This is a genomic window from Dysgonomonas sp. 25 (assembly GCF_010501075.1).
GTDB lineage: Bacteria > Bacteroidota > Bacteroidia > Bacteroidales > Dysgonomonadaceae > Dysgonomonas.
Window position 1 is genome coordinate 534,172 of record NZ_QVMN01000001.1, and the last position, 16,782, is coordinate 550,953.

At 41.7% G+C, this 16,782-nt stretch carries 16 protein-coding genes; 10 read left to right on the plus strand and 6 right to left on the minus strand.

Features of this window, described 5'->3' with window-relative positions:
• Positions 1 to 40: 40 nt before the first annotated feature.
• From D0T66_RS02330 to mobC, 4 genes are all read right to left on the minus strand, one after another.
• The gene (locus D0T66_RS02330; RefSeq protein WP_129733335.1) at positions 41 to 367 is read right to left on the minus strand and encodes a hypothetical protein; all 327 of its coding nucleotides are present in this window, start codon (positions 365 to 367) and stop codon (positions 41 to 43) included.
• The gene (locus D0T66_RS02335) at positions 367 to 2,457 is read right to left on the minus strand and encodes a type IA DNA topoisomerase (RefSeq protein ID WP_129733334.1); all 2,091 of its coding nucleotides are present in this window, start codon (positions 2,455 to 2,457) and stop codon (positions 367 to 369) included. The genes D0T66_RS02330 and D0T66_RS02335 overlap by 1 nt, the downstream gene beginning before the upstream one ends.
• 28 nt (positions 2,458 to 2,485) lie before the next feature.
• Positions 2,486 to 3,970: a DUF3945 domain-containing protein gene (locus D0T66_RS02340; RefSeq protein WP_129733333.1), complete on the minus strand. Its 1,485-nt coding sequence runs from the start codon at positions 3,968 to 3,970 to the stop codon at positions 2,486 to 2,488.
• A gap of 182 nt (positions 3,971 to 4,152) precedes the next feature.
• The gene (gene mobC / locus D0T66_RS02345) at positions 4,153 to 6,162 is read right to left on the minus strand and encodes a conjugal transfer protein MobC (RefSeq protein ID WP_185154804.1); all 2,010 of its coding nucleotides are present in this window, start codon (positions 6,160 to 6,162) and stop codon (positions 4,153 to 4,155) included.
• 649 nt (positions 6,163 to 6,811) lie between these two features.
• Between mobC and D0T66_RS02350 the strand changes: the two genes are divergently transcribed.
• A complete protein-coding gene (locus tag D0T66_RS02350; RefSeq protein WP_129733331.1) occupies positions 6,812 to 7,507 on the plus strand; it encodes a cation diffusion facilitator family transporter in 696 nt (231 codons plus the stop codon).
• Between the two features lie 136 nt (positions 7,508 to 7,643).
• On the opposite strand, the gene mobB is transcribed toward D0T66_RS02350, so the two are convergent.
• Together mobB and mobA are read right to left on the minus strand one after the other, a co-directional pair.
• On the minus strand, positions 7,644 to 8,903 hold the full coding sequence (mobB, locus tag D0T66_RS02355) for a conjugal transfer protein MobB (protein ID WP_129733330.1): 1,260 nt from the start codon (positions 8,901 to 8,903) through the stop codon (positions 7,644 to 7,646).
• A complete protein-coding gene (mobA, locus tag D0T66_RS02360; RefSeq protein WP_129733329.1) occupies positions 8,888 to 9,325 on the minus strand; it encodes a conjugal transfer protein MobA in 438 nt (145 codons plus the stop codon). Before mobA ends, mobB begins: the two co-directional genes overlap by 16 nt.
• A 711-nt stretch (positions 9,326 to 10,036) precedes the next feature.
• Between mobA and D0T66_RS02365 the strand changes: the two genes are divergently transcribed.
• The 9 genes from D0T66_RS02365 (at position 10,037) to D0T66_RS02405 (ending at position 16,765) form a co-directional block, all read left to right on the plus strand.
• Positions 10,037 to 10,789 (plus strand): ParA family protein, encoded by a 753-nt coding sequence (locus D0T66_RS02365; RefSeq protein WP_129733328.1) that lies wholly within the window; start codon positions 10,037 to 10,039, stop codon positions 10,787 to 10,789.
• Between the two features lie 6 nt (positions 10,790 to 10,795).
• The gene (locus D0T66_RS02370; RefSeq protein ID WP_129733327.1) at positions 10,796 to 11,257 is read left to right on the plus strand and encodes a DUF3408 domain-containing protein; all 462 of its coding nucleotides are present in this window, start codon (positions 10,796 to 10,798) and stop codon (positions 11,255 to 11,257) included.
• Between the two features lie 18 nt (positions 11,258 to 11,275).
• Entirely contained in the window at positions 11,276 to 11,722 is a 447-nt protein-coding gene (locus D0T66_RS02375; protein ID WP_129733326.1) for a DUF3408 domain-containing protein, read from the plus strand.
• Between the two features lie 2 nt (positions 11,723 to 11,724).
• Complete coding sequence (locus D0T66_RS02380) at positions 11,725 to 12,480, plus strand: hypothetical protein (protein WP_129733325.1); 756 nt, start codon at positions 11,725 to 11,727, stop codon at positions 12,478 to 12,480.
• 163 nt (positions 12,481 to 12,643) lie between these two features.
• The gene (locus tag D0T66_RS02385) at positions 12,644 to 12,946 is read left to right on the plus strand and encodes a DUF4134 domain-containing protein (protein WP_018075063.1); all 303 of its coding nucleotides are present in this window, start codon (positions 12,644 to 12,646) and stop codon (positions 12,944 to 12,946) included.
• A 23-nt stretch (positions 12,947 to 12,969) separates the two neighbouring features.
• Positions 12,970 to 13,302, plus strand: a complete 333-nt coding sequence (locus D0T66_RS02390; RefSeq protein ID WP_129733324.1) for a DUF4133 domain-containing protein — start codon at positions 12,970 to 12,972, stop codon at positions 13,300 to 13,302.
• A complete protein-coding gene (locus tag D0T66_RS02395; RefSeq protein WP_163218418.1) occupies positions 13,295 to 15,799 on the plus strand; it encodes a TraG family conjugative transposon ATPase in 2,505 nt (834 codons plus the stop codon). The genes D0T66_RS02390 and D0T66_RS02395 overlap by 8 nt, the downstream gene beginning before the upstream one ends.
• A gap of 5 nt (positions 15,800 to 15,804) precedes the next feature.
• Positions 15,805 to 16,107: a DUF3876 domain-containing protein gene (locus D0T66_RS02400; RefSeq protein WP_129733322.1), complete on the plus strand. Its 303-nt coding sequence runs from the start codon at positions 15,805 to 15,807 to the stop codon at positions 16,105 to 16,107.
• Between the two features lie 37 nt (positions 16,108 to 16,144).
• A complete protein-coding gene (locus D0T66_RS02405; RefSeq protein WP_129733321.1) occupies positions 16,145 to 16,765 on the plus strand; it encodes a DUF4141 domain-containing protein in 621 nt (206 codons plus the stop codon).
• Positions 16,766 to 16,782 lie beyond the last annotated feature (17 nt).

Consider the following 16,782-nt stretch of genomic DNA (forward strand, 5'->3'; position numbering starts at 1 on the left):
CCTGTGCCATATGAACTTCTTAGTGGCAAAGATAGCTGTTTTATTCCAATTTATACAAGTCAGAACAGTACAGGACTGAGCGATTTACATTGTGAATAACATTGATGACCTTAATTTCCTTACCGATACACGTAGTTAGCGAATTAATATTATCAAGCATATTTAATTCGCAGTCATCAAGCGATTTCGCCCATTCTATAAAGAACTCTTCCAATGAAATAAATTCTCCGATTCTTGGAATAGTAGGATATGGAAAATCATGACTTTTACAATAATCAATAAAAGAATATAGCATTTTAGTCGGCTTATCCAGATTTGCATTTCTCGTCAATGCCTGTCCTAAATTTAATAACAAACTTATTTTCATTACTTTTTCCTCTTTTTGGAATTATCAAATTGGAATATCGTTTTATACTCTGCATCAAAAGCTACGGCAGCATCAAAAGGCTTATTTTCTTTACTCTTAAAGCCTTTGATAGTACCTGTCTTGCCTTTGGTAAGCAGGTCTTTCAGTTGTCCGTCCGTCAGGTCTTTTCCTGATTTATTCCGGAATACTGTCAGTCCGCAAGCCTCATTGTTACATTTTGCAACCTTTTGGAATATTACTACCTGACCGTTTTTACATTTCGGACATGGACAGCTCTCTCTTGTATTGCCGCCTTCGATTTTCTTCTCCAGTAATTCGGTGGTAATCTGTGCGGCATATACTTCGATACTTCTATGAAAGGTATCGGCATCCATTTCTCCCGTTGCTATTTTATTCAATGCGCTTTCCCATGCTCCGGTCATAGCTACGTCCGCTATTTTTTTATCACGGATAGCCAGATAGACTACCAATCCTTTATTGGTAGGAACAAGGGATTTTTTTTCACGCTGAATATATTCACGGGAGAAAAGCGTTTCGATAATAGCGGCACGGGTGGCAGGTGTTCCGATACCCGATTCTTTGAGCGCTTCCCGTTCCGTTTCGTCGGTAAGGTCTTTACCACAGGTTTCCATAGAAGATAATAAACTACTTTCCGTATGTAATGGGCGGGGCTTGGTTTGTTTCTCCAGTAAGTCCGTTCCGTTAATGGGAAGTACATCCCCATCGGACAGGGATGGAAGTGCCGGAGCATCGTCTTCGCCTTTTTCTTCATCAGGTGCGTTCAATACGGCACGCCAACCGGGAATAAGGATAATGCTACCTTTGACTGAAAAAGCAATGCCCGAAGCATCCAAAGAAACGCTTGTGTTTTCTTTGGTGCATTTGCCGGAAAAGGCTTCCAACATTCGGGCAGCAATCATATCGTATATGATACGTTGGTCGGCTGAAATATCTTTCGGCATATTTTCGGTGATAATCAGAGCATGGTGGTCTGTTACTTTCTTATCATTTACAGAACGCCTGTTCAGGCTTGCCCCTGACATTATTTTTGCATAGTTGCCGAATGGAGCGTAACCGGATAACTGACCTATAAGGGCGGGTATCTCGGCAAAAACATCATCGGAAATATAACGGCTGCCCGTTCTTGGATAGGAAATAAGTTTCGCTTCGTAAAGCGACTGGGCTACCGACAGGGTTTTATCTGCTGAAAAACTATGGCGGCTGTTCGCTTCTTTCTGCAAAGTAGTCAAATCGTAGAGCAATGGCGGTTCCTGATTGGCTTCTTTCTTTTCTACGCTTATCACGTTTACGGATTCGGCGGATCGGACACGGTTTAAGATGTCGTCTGCCTCCTGCTTTGTGTTGTACCGTTCTGTGGAAATAGCGGCGAACTGGGTTGCATCTTTTGCCGTATGCAATTTTACCTGAAAATAGGTTTGCGGTTTGAAATCTTTGTTTTCCAGATAACGGCTGCATATCATGGCGAGTGTAGGTGTTTGCACCCGTCCCAATGACCATACGCCGTGCCCGGCTGATATTGACAGGGCTTGTGAAGCGTTTATCCCGACAACCCAATCGGCTTGGCTCCGGGCTTTTGCCGAACGATACAGGTTGTCGTACTCTTTTCCCGGACGTAGGTTCTCCAATCCTTTGCGGATAGCCTGATCCGTGAGAGAGCTTATCCAAAGACGGTCGAAAGGGCGGGAACACTCCAGATAATTATATATATATCTGAAAATTAACTCCCCTTCACGTCCTGCATCGGTCGCAACCACTATACGCTCACATTTATTAAATAACTCTTTGATAACTTTAAGTTGTTTCATTGTGCCCGGATCAGGTTTGTATTCTTTACCGTCCTTTACCTGACGAGGCAATAACTTAAATTCGGCAGGAAGTATCGGTAGGTTTTCAGCCTGAAATCCTGTAATACCATAGTCCTGCGGCATTGCCAGTCCTATGAGGTGGCCAAATGCCCACGTTACACAATATCCGTTCCCTTCTAAATAACCGTCCTTGCGGTTATCCGCACCAACGATAGCCGCTATATCACGGGCTACGCTTGGCTTTTCTGCAATTATTACTTTCATTTACTATTGGATTTTTTAGTGGTTGGTATTACATTTTATGTCCTGTGGACTTTTTCACAGGTTTCCTAATCTGCTTCTGCTCTTGCTGCTTTTCGGTCGGGTTTTGCTGACCTTGTTTCAGGGGTTCATTTGAATGTTTGGTTGCTTCATTGGTTTTACCCTGTGAATTGACTGCTACCTGTGTCTTATTGCCTTCGGCAACTTTCACATCCGCACCTTGCTTTTTGGCTCTGTCCGGGTTCCACTTAAAGAAATCCAGTTTGCCTTTTTCCTGATTGACCTTTACATAGGCATTGAAAGGCTCGCCCTTTCCGTCTTTCATCATACCCTGAACATAGACGGCTTTTCCTTCCCGGAGAGAACTTTGTTGTTTATCGTCCAAATCAACGCCTAAAAGTTTTTTAGGAATACGGACTTGGTTCTGCTGTTCTCCGTTCTGGCTTTGTTCCTGTCTATTGTTCTGCTGATACTTATTGCGGTCTAATCCGTCATAATTGAAATCGTAACCGCCTTTGGCTGCATTAAACTGAACATAAGCATCGAATTTTTTAGGATTATCGGTACCTATTGTCTTTTTGGAGGTCATACCCTCTACGAGTACCTTTTTCCCTTCTTTTAATGCCTGTTGTTGTTCAGGAGATAACTCAACACCTTTCAGGTTTTGAGATACTGTGAGCTTATCAAGGGGTACGGCTTCCAAACGGTTAGTCTGCTTGTCGATAGAAATAAGCGACGGTACTTTTTCGCCCGGTCTTGGCTCCAGTTCTACCACCCTACCACTGTTACCCGTTGCTAACAGGTTTTCTTTTACGTCATTGGGGAGCATAATGCCCTGAAACGGTTTTTCCAAATCAACCTGCTGTTGGTATGGATGCGGGGTAAATTTCAGGCTGCCATCCGGCTGTTCCTCCAGTGAAAGACGGGCTTTCATGGGATATTCTACTCCCTCTATTTTGGGGTTGATATCTACAAGGTGCGGAGATTTATACCCGTAACTCATGGCTTTGAGTTCGCCCTCCAGATTTTCGGGCTTGATACCGTATTTCTGATATTCACTTTCAGGGATACGGCTTGTGTCGAATTGCTTAAATTCGGTCTTCTGTTCGGTTGCTGGTGTTGCTTCCATTTTTTCTTCTTTTTTTTCGGTTTGAACTTGCTTTTCACTCTCTTTGGTGGATTGTTCCTGCTGATTCATATAATCTTTCGGATTGATACGATACTTCTCCAAATCTTCATCACTTAGTTTTAATACTTTATCAAGCATATCGACGGTAACCGCATAGAATCCTGTATGCGACGGGTTTTTAGCTTGATTAAAGAAGTTTTTGAAAAAGTTTTCAAGGGGATCGGCGTGTTTGTCAATTTTGATAAAATCGGTTTGCTTCGCCTTCATGGGATCAATGGCATCAATTTTACCTTTTTTGTCGATGCCTTTCACGACTTTGAGTTTGTTGCCTTCTCCTTCATCTCGCATCAGGAGAACTTTGTCTTTCGGATTTAATTTTTCATCCATAATAAAAACTGTTTTTGTTCTGCATCACTATTAATGCAGAATAAAAGTAGCGGTAATCAAGAGGTTAGCTGTTGATTTTTCGGCAGGTGGTCGCTTGTGGCTTCGATTTGGCAGTGAGTGGCGTTATAGGAAAAACAAAGAGCCGGAAATCCGGCTCTCCTACATTATATATATATGTATATTTATTCTTGTTGCTGTAATAAATGAGCCAATGAAGGATCATCCTTAATGCGTTGTAGTTCTTCTGCAACAATTTGTTTGGTTTCCTCTTTGATACGGTTATAGTTGAGCTGTATCTGCTCTTTCATCTTATCTACTCCGTTTTCGTCTTTAAAGTCGGTAATAATAGGAATAGATTGATAAGCCTTAGTTTCGGCAGCTACCTTTGCATTATCTACAACTATTTCACAATGGAAAATTTTCTGCTCGATACGTTCATCAAAGTTGTCGGCAATCGCTCCGACAAACATCCCTTGTGTCAAGTTACTGATTTTGGACGGTGGTATCAAGCTATCCATCTGGGTACTTATAGAGGTCGATTTATCATTGCGGTTAATAGTCATAGACTGGCGTTTCTGTAAGACTTTACCAAATCTATCGGATAATGTTTTTGCAGTTTCTCCCACAACCTGACCGCTAAAAACATTTCCTACGGTGTTCATCACAACTTTTGCTTCCTTATCCCCGTAGTCCCTTATTAGCTGCGAAAAATCCTGAAAGCCCAAAAGCACAGCAACCTTATTACTACGGGCTGTTGCGATCAAATTGTCAAGACCTTTGAAATAAATTGTCGGTAATTCGTCGATTACGACCGAACTCTTTAATTGCCCTTTTTTGTTTATCAATTTAACTATTCTGGAATTGTAAAGTCCCAAAGCTGCGCCGTATATATTTTGCCTATCGGGGTTATTGCCTACGACTAATACCTTCGGATCATCAGGGTTGTTTATATCAAGCGTGAACTCATCACCGCTCATTACCCAGTATAATTGCGGGCTAATCATTCTTGAAAGCGGTATTTTAGCACTTGCTATCTGTCCCTGCAACTGTTCCATTGCGCCCCCAAGCCACGCGTCCATAAAGGGACTTAGGTAGTTTTCCAGTTCGGGATAACTTGTCAAAATAGGGAAAATATCTTCATACCTTTTATTCAGGAACTCTATCGCATGAGGGAATGTGCAATATTTTCCGTCTTTATAAATTCGGAGATACCATATAATAGCAGCAAACAGAATTATCGGAGATTCCACAAAGAAGTCGCCTTGTTTTTGCACCCATGTTTTATTAAGGTTAAGCATAATTGTATAACTCGATTCGTAAGCATCGCTAATATCTTCCATGAAAGAAGGGTTGATTGGATTACATCGGTGTGAACGGCTCGGATCGTCGAAGTTTATCACGTAAAACGTGGGGACTTTTTTGTAGCCTAATTGATTGTTCAGTAAATGATTATAAGCGATTGTAGAAAGGTCAGGAAACTTAAAATCATACACGTACATTGAAAATCCTTTCTCAATTTGTTGCTTAATGTATTGATTAACAACAGCGTATGACTTCCCACTGCCCGGAGTTCCTAACACAATACTTGCACGAAAAGGATTTACAACGTTTATCCAACCCCGCCATTCTTTTTTCTTATACCAGAATTTCGTAGGCAGGTTCACGGAATATTCACTCTGTAATAGCCGTGTTTCCTGCATAAAACTCTCGTTCTCCGTGTTGAATACGTCGTCGAACATATTGTTTTTGAGTAAACGGCTCATCCATAATCCACCGACCAAAAGGAACAGATAACCTGCTGCCATTGTCAGGATGTAAAAACCTGTTGTAGCCGATGCAGGTAATGGCAATTCAAGTATCCACCAATTCATAAAGAACAGGATAAAACCTATTGTCAGAAAAACATAGATTTTCGGCCAAGTGATTTTTTCCTCTTTAACTCCCTTAGTTCCCAGACACGAAAGGGCAAGGAAAACAACGGCAAATAATTTGGTATAAAGAATACTACCGAATAGTCCGGCAGTCCGGTCAAAGTTCAGTAGTATCTTATCAACTACCGAAATATTGATTCCCCATTCACGCAAAGCGTAATAGCAAAACCAATAAATGTTTATCACTACAAAAATAATACTGATTGCCCTCATGAACTCCATCACTTTGGCAAGTCCTCTTAAATCATCTTCTTGTTGCATAATCTTTAAAAATTAAAAGTTTGAGAAGCGAAATTAGAGAGGTTGTTCTTGTAAATGATTGATTTTCTGTCATGTGGTCGCTTGTGGCTTCGATTTGGCAGCGAGTGGCGCTAAAATGGAATAAGAGGTACCTTATAAGTAAATACCTTAAAATAGTGATTTACTATTTTAAGGAATATTGCTAAATTTGAGGCGTGAAATTTTTGACCATCATAGTCGTTACTTTACTGTCCCTGCAAATAGGATTCACTAATACTGTTTTGCAGGAAATATATCGCTTGCCTTTTTTAATCCAACATTATTGCGAACACACTGAAGAAACATCCATTGACTTAAAAGATTTTTTTAAACTGCATTATTCCGAAAATGAGCATAAAACGAAAAAAAAGGCAAATCACAATCACGCATCTTTGCCTTTTCATAACTCACTTAATACAGTACATATTAATCCTTTTATATTTGCGGAACATTCTTTCGACAATCCTGAAAAACCATTTGCCATAAAATCCGATATTAAAATACCGGATCACACATATTATATTCCTCAAAATCTTATTAACTCAATCTGGCATCCACCCAAGAATAATATTTTATAAATAACTTCTTAGCTAAATAATAAGACGATTATCCAAATAAAATATTAATCATCATGGGAGATAAACATAATCATGCGGAGAATAATCATCCGCATACTAAAAATCATACACATACCAACGAACAGAAAACCAAATGGGTTGTTTTGCTGACAGCCGCAACAATGGTAGTAGAAATTAGCTTCGGGTACTGGACTAACTCAATGGCATTATTAGCTGACGGCTGGCACATGGCTTCCCATGTACTTGCTTTAGGTCTGACATGGGTTGCTTACTATGCAGCCCGTAAGTATTCACAAACAGAAAATCACTCATTCAATAAAGGGAAACTATTGGCTTTATCCGGCTATACGAGTGCCGTAGCATTGCTGATTGTAGCTGTATTGATGGCAGTTGAATCCGTACAAAGGTTAATGAATCCAGTAGATATATTTTTCAAGGAAGCTATTATCGTTGCCATTGTTGGATTGATTGTAAATGCTCTAAGTGCAGTATTCCTGCATCACGATCATGAGCATCGTGACCATAATATCCACTCGGCATACCTACATGTATTGGCTGACGGATTAACAAGTATAACCGCTATTATTGCCCTAACTATCGGAATGTTTTGGCAGATATATTGGTTAGATTGTTTGAGTGGTATAATAAGCTCGGTAGTAATAACAAAATGGGCTATTGATCTGATGAAAGGTTCGGGTAAAGATTTAATTGACTATAAAAAAAAGCAACACACGGCAGATCCAGAATAAATATAGTTAATTACAGACAATAACTTTGTTGATTCAACATCCTAATGGGCAAGTTATTAATTATAAAAGACGAAATCAATAACCTGATTCCGTCTTTTATCGTATAGGTGAAATGACAAACAAAACCTATATTTTATTACATCTGCCTGCCATACCTGCGCTTCTTTTTTTTCTTACGACGTGGTAATGGCATTTCTTCTTTAGGATGGTTCTCCGGCTCCGGATTAAGAATTGAGAAAAGCCCACCGGTTACACTATCCGAAGTGTAACTGTTATCATGGTGCGTGCCTGGCTGAATATTATTGTAAACATCAGAAAGGCGTGTGTCTTTGACTGGCTCTTGTGCTTGTTCCTGTTTTCCACCGTACAGGTCATTGAAAACATTAGCGGAATACTCTTTACCCAATCGGGAACCGTTCAGTATGGTGCGGGTAGTATGGTCTATGAATGTAGCGCCATATATCCGTCCTTCATCATTCCGCCTAAACAGAACATCAATACCCTGCTGCCTTAGCTTCGCTCGGAACTCGCTCTCACTTTGGCTGCCCTGCTTGGCTTCCGATACCGCTTTTAATGTATGTGTCTTCAGGTTTTTAGTTTTGATGCGTTCGGCAGATTTCTCCATACGCTTTTCCAGTCCATCGTAACCGACTGACTTCCCGAATATGGAAGACTTTAGCGGATTGCCGACCTTGTTGCCCTCACTATCCAAAGCGGAATAAAGCAATCCCCGATAAGGCTTTCCTTTTGCCTCGCCTTTCAGTTCCTCAACATTTATATTATATAAGGAAAGGACGGCTTTATATTCTCCCATGCTTTGAAAGTGATACATAGAAGCCAGCGGTTTGATAACGGATGCAATCTGCTTTTTAAGGTTTCCCTTTGAAAAATCGACAGGGGTTAGTTCCCATTGTTCACCCTGCTTTTGTCCTTCTGCCGGATGCAAGTTATATTCCCGTTCCAAATCTTCTGTTATAGCCTTACTTCGTTCATGTTCTTTTCCATCATAAACCTTTTTTCCGTCGCTTTTTACCCGAAGCGATACAATGTGCATATGCTCCCGCTCAATGTCCTCATGCTTGAATATCAGATAAGGTTGATCGCCATACCCCAATCGTTTCATGTATTCCCTTCCGATATCTACCAGTTGGTCATCTGTCAAAACATCATCCTCATGTGGATTCAGGGATACATGGAAAACGTGTTGTTCGGTACGGAAGTGCGACGGGATAAACTGCATGAAGTCCTCAATACAATCAATAACGTTGAAGTGTCCATCGGCAGGTTCAAACACAAGATTCGCACCTAATATCTTTCCCAGACCTTTATCAACCTTTTCCTGATTGTACGTCAATGCACCGTACAGGTTACTACCGATGTTTATTTTTGCAACCATTGTTCCTTAAATTCTTCCGATAATTCCAGAATTTTTTTCCCCGTTTCTGCCAGTTCTACCGTTGCCTTTTCCAATTTATAGAGCAAAGCAAGTGCTTTCTTTTCTGAAAAATTGGTATGCAATTCCTTTACAACCTGATTGTAATTCGTCCCAACGGAACGGAATTGTGCGTAAAAAGATGTGAGTTTAGTAACGTATTCCATAGCGGAACGGTCGATTTTTACCACTCGAAACTCGTCCCCGAAAACACGGGCAGCGATAAAACGAGCCTTCGATTGTAGCCCTGATTGCTCAAACATGGTGAGGAACCGGGCATGTTCTACTGCGGTGAAGTTTACCGAATAACGGTAATTCGCCGGATCATTCTTGGGGTTTCTACCCCCTTTTCCCCTTTTGGGGAGATTCTTTGCTTTTTCATTCATACGTCGGATTTTTTAGTGGTATAATCCGTCGTTAGGCACCCTTGCCGCCTTAACAATCATCGCCCGAATGATTCATTATAAGCAACCGACTTCGGAGGTTGCGCCCCCCCGGAGGGGCAAGCGTTTTTTGCAGCAGAACTTGTTTCGTGCAGCAAAAAACACAGCTTGCTATTTGCCATGACGCAAATAAAATCTGTCCTGAACAGGGACAGATATGAATGCGAGTAAACGAGCGAAAATGGCGGTCGGATATCTCCCGACATTTCATGCAGCAAAGTTATAGGCTAAAGTAACGTGCTGTATTCCAAGCAGCGAAGCCACTCGCTGCCAAATCGACGCCACTCACTGCCACCTCGTGAAAAAGTGATGATTCTGCTAATAAATAGGTTTTTATTTGCAGAGAAAATGACTGTATGAACAGACAGCCGGATAGCTAAATGAATAGCTGTACGGATATAAAAACATACAGTCGGCTATATGGAGATACAGCCGGATTAATAGCTAAACAAATGGCTGAACAAACAAATGACTGGCTAAACGGCTAAACGTTCCAACGGCTAAACAGACGGACAGACAAACAGCCAAATGGCTAAACGGTCAAACGGACGGACAGATGAACGGATAACTAATCAAACGTATGGCTGAACAGACAGACGGTTGTTCAACCGGACAGAGATACAAACGATGTATAATAATTAAAAATTTCAGACAATGGAAAAGAAAACTTTGAACGTGGCTTTCAGTACCCAAAAGGGGGGAGCCGGAAAAACAACTCTTACGGTGTTGGTTGCTTCTTACTTGCACTATGTGAAAGGCTATAACGTAGCCGTGATTGATTGCGACTTTCCACAACACTCGATTGCGGAAATGCGTGAGCGTGATATAAAAATGTCGATGGATGATGACCATTACAAGCTCATGGCTTACGAACAGTTTTCTGCATTGGGTAAAAAGGCTTATGAAGTTATCGAAAGCAGCCCAGAAAATGCTATGGAAGATGCACAGGAAGTTATTGAAGTATTGCAGCCTGACTTCGTATTTTTCGACCTGCCCGGAACAATCAACAATCCGGCAGTTGTACACACGCTTTCACTCATGGATTACATTATTGCTCCGATCAGTGCTGACAGGTTGGTACTGGAAAGCACCCTGCAATATGTGATTACGGTCAATGATGCCCTGATTACGCCCGGCAAAGCAAAAATCAAAGGGCTGTACCTGCTTTGGAATCTCGTTGATGGTCGGGAGAAAACCGAACTCTACGAAGTGTATGAAGATGTGATTGATAAACTGGGTTTCCCGCTTTTCAAAACATTCCTGCCCGACAGTAAGCGGTTCCGCCGGGAGCAGTCGGTAAACCACAAAGCCCTGTTCCGCTCTACACTGTTCCCTGCGGACAAAGCATTGGTAAGAGGCAGTAACCTCGATGCCCTGATAGATGAAATGTTGGAAACTTTAAAATAACCGATTATGGCGAAAAAGAAAGAAGAAGTAAACCTGAATGAGATTGATGCCAGTTTTGTCATATCCTCATTCAAGAATAAGGAACGCCGGAATAATCCGAGTTCCATACCCAGAGCATTAGTTCCTGAACACGAAAAGAAACAGGAACAGGAAGCGGAAAGCGTGGAACCTGAAAAAACGGAAGTTATTCAGGAAGAATCCCCCCGTGAGGAAACCAAACGGAAACGCAGTAAATCTCCTGATTACGAAAGCCTGTTTATTCAGGAAGTCGGCATTACGGCACGTACCGGAAAATCTGTTTACATACGCAAAGACCACCATGAAAAGATTATGAAGATCGTTCAGGTCATCGGTAAAAATCAGGTGTCTTTATTCAGCTATATAGATAATGTACTGTCCCAACATTTTGCTGCTTATCAGGATGAGATAACGGAATTGTACAATAAAAACAACGAAGGAATTTTCTAACAATAAAACAATCAAATTATGATAGTCAGTCCATTTTTAATAGATAGCGGAGATAAGGCAATAATAGGAATTGTCCTCTGGGGATTGGTGATACTGGCGGCAATTATTCTGCCGAAAGCTATTCGCTATAAGAAACGTATGCGGAAAGAATACGAAGAAAAAACGGCTCCTGAAATAGAAATGATAGTCGTTCCGGGTGATAAAACGAAACCCGAATCTTCCGGCTATAAGAAACAGTTTCTTGTCAATGCAGGTATCCCGACAAGAAACGGAAAATTAGTAAGTATCCGTAAGGAATACCATAACCGGATTTCAAAGATTGTAGGGGTTATAGGAAAAAATGAAGTAACCATATTCAGTTACATAGACAATGTCCTGAAGCATCATTTTGAAACCTTTCAGGATGAGATTTCAGAACAGTATAAGAAGAATAACAATGATGATTACCTAAACCCTAAAAAGTAAGGATGGAAAAGATATTTATAACCGTAGTTATCCTGTATGCCCTTTTTGTCGGAATTTATTTCTTGTGGGCAAGAGCAGGAAAAAGACGAAAAAAGAACATTATCGGTCAGGGTAGCTCCATTCATGAAGCAGGTCGTTTGAAGGAAAATATTGTCGGGAAAAGCACATTTGATTTAAGCGCATCGACGCCACTCGCTGCCAAATCGGAGCCACTCACTGCCACCTCGCTAAAATCTGAAAATCAGGCTGAAAATCCCGATATATTTGCTTCGCCTAACGAGGTAAAGCCATCAGCGGAAGTGCCGCCGGAGGAATTGGAAGAAGCGTTTTCCGACACTCCACCGGATGAAGAAAACGAGCCTATGGATATAGATTATCCGCTCGAATATGAAATGACGGACGAAAACGAAGATGCGCCGGAAGACGAAGAAGAAACGGAAGAAGTGGAAGGAACGGCACAAGCCGTACTCGCTTCAGGTATTCAGTTCGATGATCTGGGTAATGCAGTCCGCACTGTAAACCGGACGAATGAAGCAACGCCGGAGCAAAAACGAAAAGCGGGCGATACTTTACTGGAGATACGGCAGACTGATATGTTTGAACAGGTGGTTTCTGGTAAGCCCGATGCAAAGCGAATCGTTACCGACCTTATGGCTGAAAGCCTTTCGGCTTTTTATGAGCGGAAAGACAAGGAAGCCGGAACTGCCGGAAACGGCAAAAAGGCTCCCGACAATTTTAATATCAGAGATTTCGCATAGTGCGAAAAGTATTAATAATAATGTAAAACAAAGAAAGATGAAAGAAAGAGATTACGGATAGCTTTCGCGCTATCAACCACTAAAAAATTCAATAGTAACAAGATTTATCAACCCGGTATCGGGACTATCCACCCCGATACCATTTTTTAAACAATTTCTCATTATGACAAAGAAAAAATTTCTAATGTCGGCAGCTTTTATTCTGGCTGCTGTTTCAAGTGCATTCGCACAAGGTAACGGAATTGGCGGCATTACCGAGGCCACGAACATGGTAACGAGCTATTTCGATCCGGGGACAAAATTGATATACGCCATAGGTGCGGTCGTCGGTTTGATTGGGGGTGTAAAGGTGTACGGAAAATTCAGTTCCGGCGATCCCGATACATCGAAAACGGCCGCGTCGTGGTTCGGTGCCTGTATATTTCTTATAGTTGCCGCTACCATCCTGCGCTCCTTCTTCCTTTAATCAGCTTCATACAGATAAGAGTTATGGAGTTTAATATTAACAAAGGGATAGGCAAAAGCGTGGAGTTCAAAGGTTTAAAATCACAATACCTTTTCATATTTGCCGCAGGCTTGCTTGCCGTATTCATTGTCTTTGTCATTATGTATATGGCAGGCGTGGATCAGTGGGTGTGTATCGGCTTCGGTGTAATCGCTGCATCGGTATTGGTATGGATGACCTTTAACCTGAATACAAAATACGGGGAACATGGCTTAATGAAAGTCATGGCTGTAAAACAGCATCCCCGCTATTTGATAAACAGGAAAACTCCGCACCGCCTGTTCAAACGGAAAAGAAAGGAGGTAGGATATGCGTAATATAATGAAGGCATCTACCATTGAAAACAAGTTCCCGTTACTGGCTGTCGAACATGACTGCATCATTTCAAAGGATGCGGATATTACGGTCGCTTATTATGTGGAGCTGCCGGAATTGTTTACAGTAACCAATACGGAATATGAAGCGATACACTCGTCCTGGACGAAAGCAGTAAAAGTCCTTCCTGAATACAGTGTGGTGCATAAACAAGATTGGTTTGTGCGTGAAACCTACAAACCACAGACTGATAAGGATGATATGAGTTTCTTATCCCGCAGTTTTGAAAAGCACTTCAACGAACGTCCTTTCCTGAATCACTCATGTTTCCTGTTCCTGACTAAAACAACGAAAGAGCGAATGAGAATGCAAAGCAACTTCTCATCGCTTTGTCGTGGGAACATTATTCCTAAAGAAGTCAATAAGGATACGAGTGTGAAGTTTCTGGAAGCTGTCGGGCAATTTGAACGGATAATGAATGATAGCGGATTTATTACGCTTACCCGTATCAGTTCGGATGAGATTACAGGAACGGATGAAAAGGCAGGGCTTATTGAAAAGTATTTCGCCTTGTCGCTCGATGATACCACCTGCTTGCAGGATATGGAACTGGGTGCCGACGGACTTCGGGTAGGTAGTAAACATATTTGCCTGCATACGCTTTCGGATGCAGAAGATCTGCCCGGACGTATTGGAACGGATATGCGGTATGAAAAACTATCGACCGATAGAAGTGATTGCCGTTTGTCGTTCGCTTCTCCGGTAGGATTACTTCTCTCATGCGACCATATCTACAACCAGTATTTATTTATTGAGGATAGTGCGGAGAATCTTCGGAAGTTTGAAAAGAGTGCAAGGAATATGCAGTCGCTTTCAAAGTACAGTCGTGGAAATCAAATAAATAAGGAGTGGATCGACCAGTATCTAAACGAAGCGCATAGCTTCGGGCTGACTTCCATCAGGGCGCATTTCAACGTGATAGCGTGGAGTGATGATGTGGAAGAACTAAAACATATCCGCAATGACGTAGGTAGCCAGTTGGCTCTTATGGAATGTAAGCCCAGACACAATACTGTGGATGCCGCTACTTTGTACTGGGCAGGAATGCCGGGTAATAGTGGGGATTTTCCTGCGGAAGAAGCGTTCTATACATTTATCGAACCTGCCTTGTGCTTTTTCACGGAAGAAACAAACTACCGGAGTTCACCCAGTCCGTTCGGTATCAAAATGGCGGACAGGGTTTCAGGTAAGCCACTCCATGTGGATATTTCCGACTTGCCCATGAAAAAAGGAATTATTACAAATAGGAATAAATTCATTCTTGGGCCGTCGGGAAGTGGCAAATCTTTCTTTACAAATCACATGGTGCGCCAATACTACGAACAGGGTACGCATATCGTTTTGGTGGACACAGGAAACTCTTATCAGGGATTATGCAACCTAATCAACAAGCGCACAGGTGGTCAGGATGGAGTATATTTTACTTACACGGAACAAAATCCGATTGCTTTCAATCCTTTTTACACGGATGATAATGTTTTCGATATTGAAAAGCGTGAGAGTATAAAAACGCTGATCCTTACCCTGTGGAAAAGGGATAATGAGCCGCCTTCACGGGCGGAAGAAGTTGCCCTCTCCAATGCAGTCAGCCAGTATATAGAAAAGTTGAAAACCGATAAAAAACTGATACCGTCTTTCAACACATTCTATGAGTTTGTCCGTGATGACTACAAAAAGGTACTGGAAGAAAAGAAAGTACGTGAAAAGGACTTCGATATAGCGAATTTCCTGAATGTACTGGAGCCGTACTATCGCGGGGGTGAATACGACTTCCTGTTGAACTCGGATAAGCAACTGGATTTATTATCTAAACGCTTCATTGTCTTTGAGATAGATGCGATAAAAGACCATAAAATCCTATTTCCCGTCGTAACGATCATAATCATGGAAGTGTTCATCAACAAAATGCGCCGTTTGCAGGGCATCCGTAAGATGATATTGATTGAAGAAGCATGGAAGGCAATCGCTAAAGAGGGTATGGCAGAGTACATTAAGTATCTTTTTAAGACTGTGAGGAAATTCTTCGGAGAGGCGATTGTCGTTACACAGGAGGTCGATGATATTATCGCTTCTCCTATTGTGAAAGAGAGTATTATCAACAATAGCGACTGTAAAATTTTGCTCGACCAAAGAAAATACATGAACAAATTTGACAGTATTCAGGCGTTGTTGGGATTGACCGAAAAGGAAAAATCGCAGGTACTCTCTATCAATATGTCCAATGTACCCAGTCGTAAATACAAGGAAGTCTGGTTTGGGTTAGGAGGTGTACAAAGTGCCGTATATGCCACAGAAGTAAGTCTGGAAGAATATTACACCTATACAACCGAAGAATCGGAGAAAATGGAAGTGATGCAACTGGCTGAAAAACTGGATGGAAATATGGAACTGGCGATTAAGCAGATTGCTGAAAGCAAGCGACAGGAGTACGGAGGATAGATGCCATGAAAAGAAAAAACAGTAAGCCGTTTGCGGCACCGCAACTTCATACCCATTTCCCGATGAGAGAGATATGCGGGACATGGGAAAGCCTTTGCGGTTCCCCCGGACTTAAAATATTCCATGACGGTAGTCGGTTCCGGTTGAAGTTTATTTACAAACAAAACACGGCGTTTACCGTCCCTTTGTGCCAGAGCTGGGGGATTACCTTTTTCTATTTCTACGGTATGATTCGCATTGCCTACGATGATGAGCGGGATATGCTTCTGCTTACTACCGAAGGCGAATACAAAAGGGTGTACGATTAAGGTACACAAAATCAATAATCATTAAAAAATAAAAAGTATGAAACGAATATTTATGTGCCTGATAGTGGCACTTTCTATGTTCTCATTTCAGGCGAAAGCGCAGTGGGTTGTAACCGATCCGACCAATCTTGTGCAAAATATCACAAGTGCGATACAAGGTACATCCACGGCAGGTAATATGATAAAAAACCTGCAAGAAAGTATCAAAATCTACAATCAGGGAAAGGAATACTACGACGCTTTGAAGTCTGTCCACAATCTGATTAAAGATGCCCGTAAGGTACAAAAGACGATTTCAATGGTCAGCGAAATTACGGACATCTACGTGAACGGATTTAATAAAATGGTGGGTGATCCCAATTTTACCCCGAATGAACTGGCGGCAATCTCAACAGGCTATGCCAAACTACTGGAGGAAGGGGGAGCGTTGGTAACGGATTTGAAAAACGTAGTTACCGGAAGCAACGGGCTTTCCCTGTCCGATAAAGAACGGATGGATGCGATAGATGACATTTATACTAAGATGTTGGACTATCGTAACCTGACTAAGTATTATACCCAAAAGAGTATATCGGTTTCGTATATCCGTGCCAAAGAAAAAGGCGATACGGACAGGGTATTATCTCTTTACGGTAGTCCTGCCGAAAGATATTGGTAATCAAACAAATGTAGTCA

Excerpts from the sequence above, each read along its gene's own strand:
- mobB (WP_129733330.1), bottom strand. The coding sequence starts at position 8,903 with ATGGTTGCAAAAATAAACATCGGTAGTAACCTGTACGGTGCATTGACG.
- D0T66_RS02335 (WP_129733334.1), bottom strand. The coding sequence starts at position 2,457 with ATGAAAGTAATAATTGCAGAAAAGCCAAGCGTAGCCCGTGATATAGCG.
- D0T66_RS02405 (WP_129733321.1), top strand. The coding sequence starts at position 16,145 with ATGAAACGAATATTTATGTGCCTGATAGTGGCACTTTCTATGTTCTCA.
- D0T66_RS02380 (WP_129733325.1), top strand. The coding sequence starts at position 11,725 with ATGGAAAAGATATTTATAACCGTAGTTATCCTGTATGCCCTTTTTGTC.
- D0T66_RS02395 (WP_163218418.1), top strand. The coding sequence starts at position 13,295 with ATGCGTAATATAATGAAGGCATCTACCATTGAAAACAAGTTCCCGTTA.
- D0T66_RS02385 (WP_018075063.1), top strand. The coding sequence starts at position 12,644 with ATGACAAAGAAAAAATTTCTAATGTCGGCAGCTTTTATTCTGGCTGCT.
- D0T66_RS02340 (WP_129733333.1), bottom strand. The coding sequence starts at position 3,970 with ATGGATGAAAAATTAAATCCGAAAGACAAAGTTCTCCTGATGCGAGAT.
- D0T66_RS02330 (WP_129733335.1), bottom strand. The coding sequence starts at position 367 with ATGAAAATAAGTTTGTTATTAAATTTAGGACAGGCATTGACGAGAAAT.
- D0T66_RS02375 (WP_129733326.1), top strand. The coding sequence starts at position 11,276 with ATGATAGTCAGTCCATTTTTAATAGATAGCGGAGATAAGGCAATAATA.
- D0T66_RS02365 (WP_129733328.1), top strand. The coding sequence starts at position 10,037 with ATGGAAAAGAAAACTTTGAACGTGGCTTTCAGTACCCAAAAGGGGGGA.
- mobC (WP_185154804.1), bottom strand. The coding sequence starts at position 6,162 with ATGCAACAAGAAGATGATTTAAGAGGACTTGCCAAAGTGATGGAGTTC.
- D0T66_RS02350 (WP_129733331.1), top strand. The coding sequence starts at position 6,812 with ATGGGAGATAAACATAATCATGCGGAGAATAATCATCCGCATACTAAA.
- D0T66_RS02390 (WP_129733324.1), top strand. The coding sequence starts at position 12,970 with ATGGAGTTTAATATTAACAAAGGGATAGGCAAAAGCGTGGAGTTCAAA.
- D0T66_RS02400 (WP_129733322.1), top strand. The coding sequence starts at position 15,805 with ATGAAAAGAAAAAACAGTAAGCCGTTTGCGGCACCGCAACTTCATACC.
- mobA (WP_129733329.1), bottom strand. The coding sequence starts at position 9,325 with ATGAATGAAAAAGCAAAGAATCTCCCCAAAAGGGGAAAAGGGGGTAGA.
- D0T66_RS02370 (WP_129733327.1), top strand. The coding sequence starts at position 10,796 with ATGGCGAAAAAGAAAGAAGAAGTAAACCTGAATGAGATTGATGCCAGT.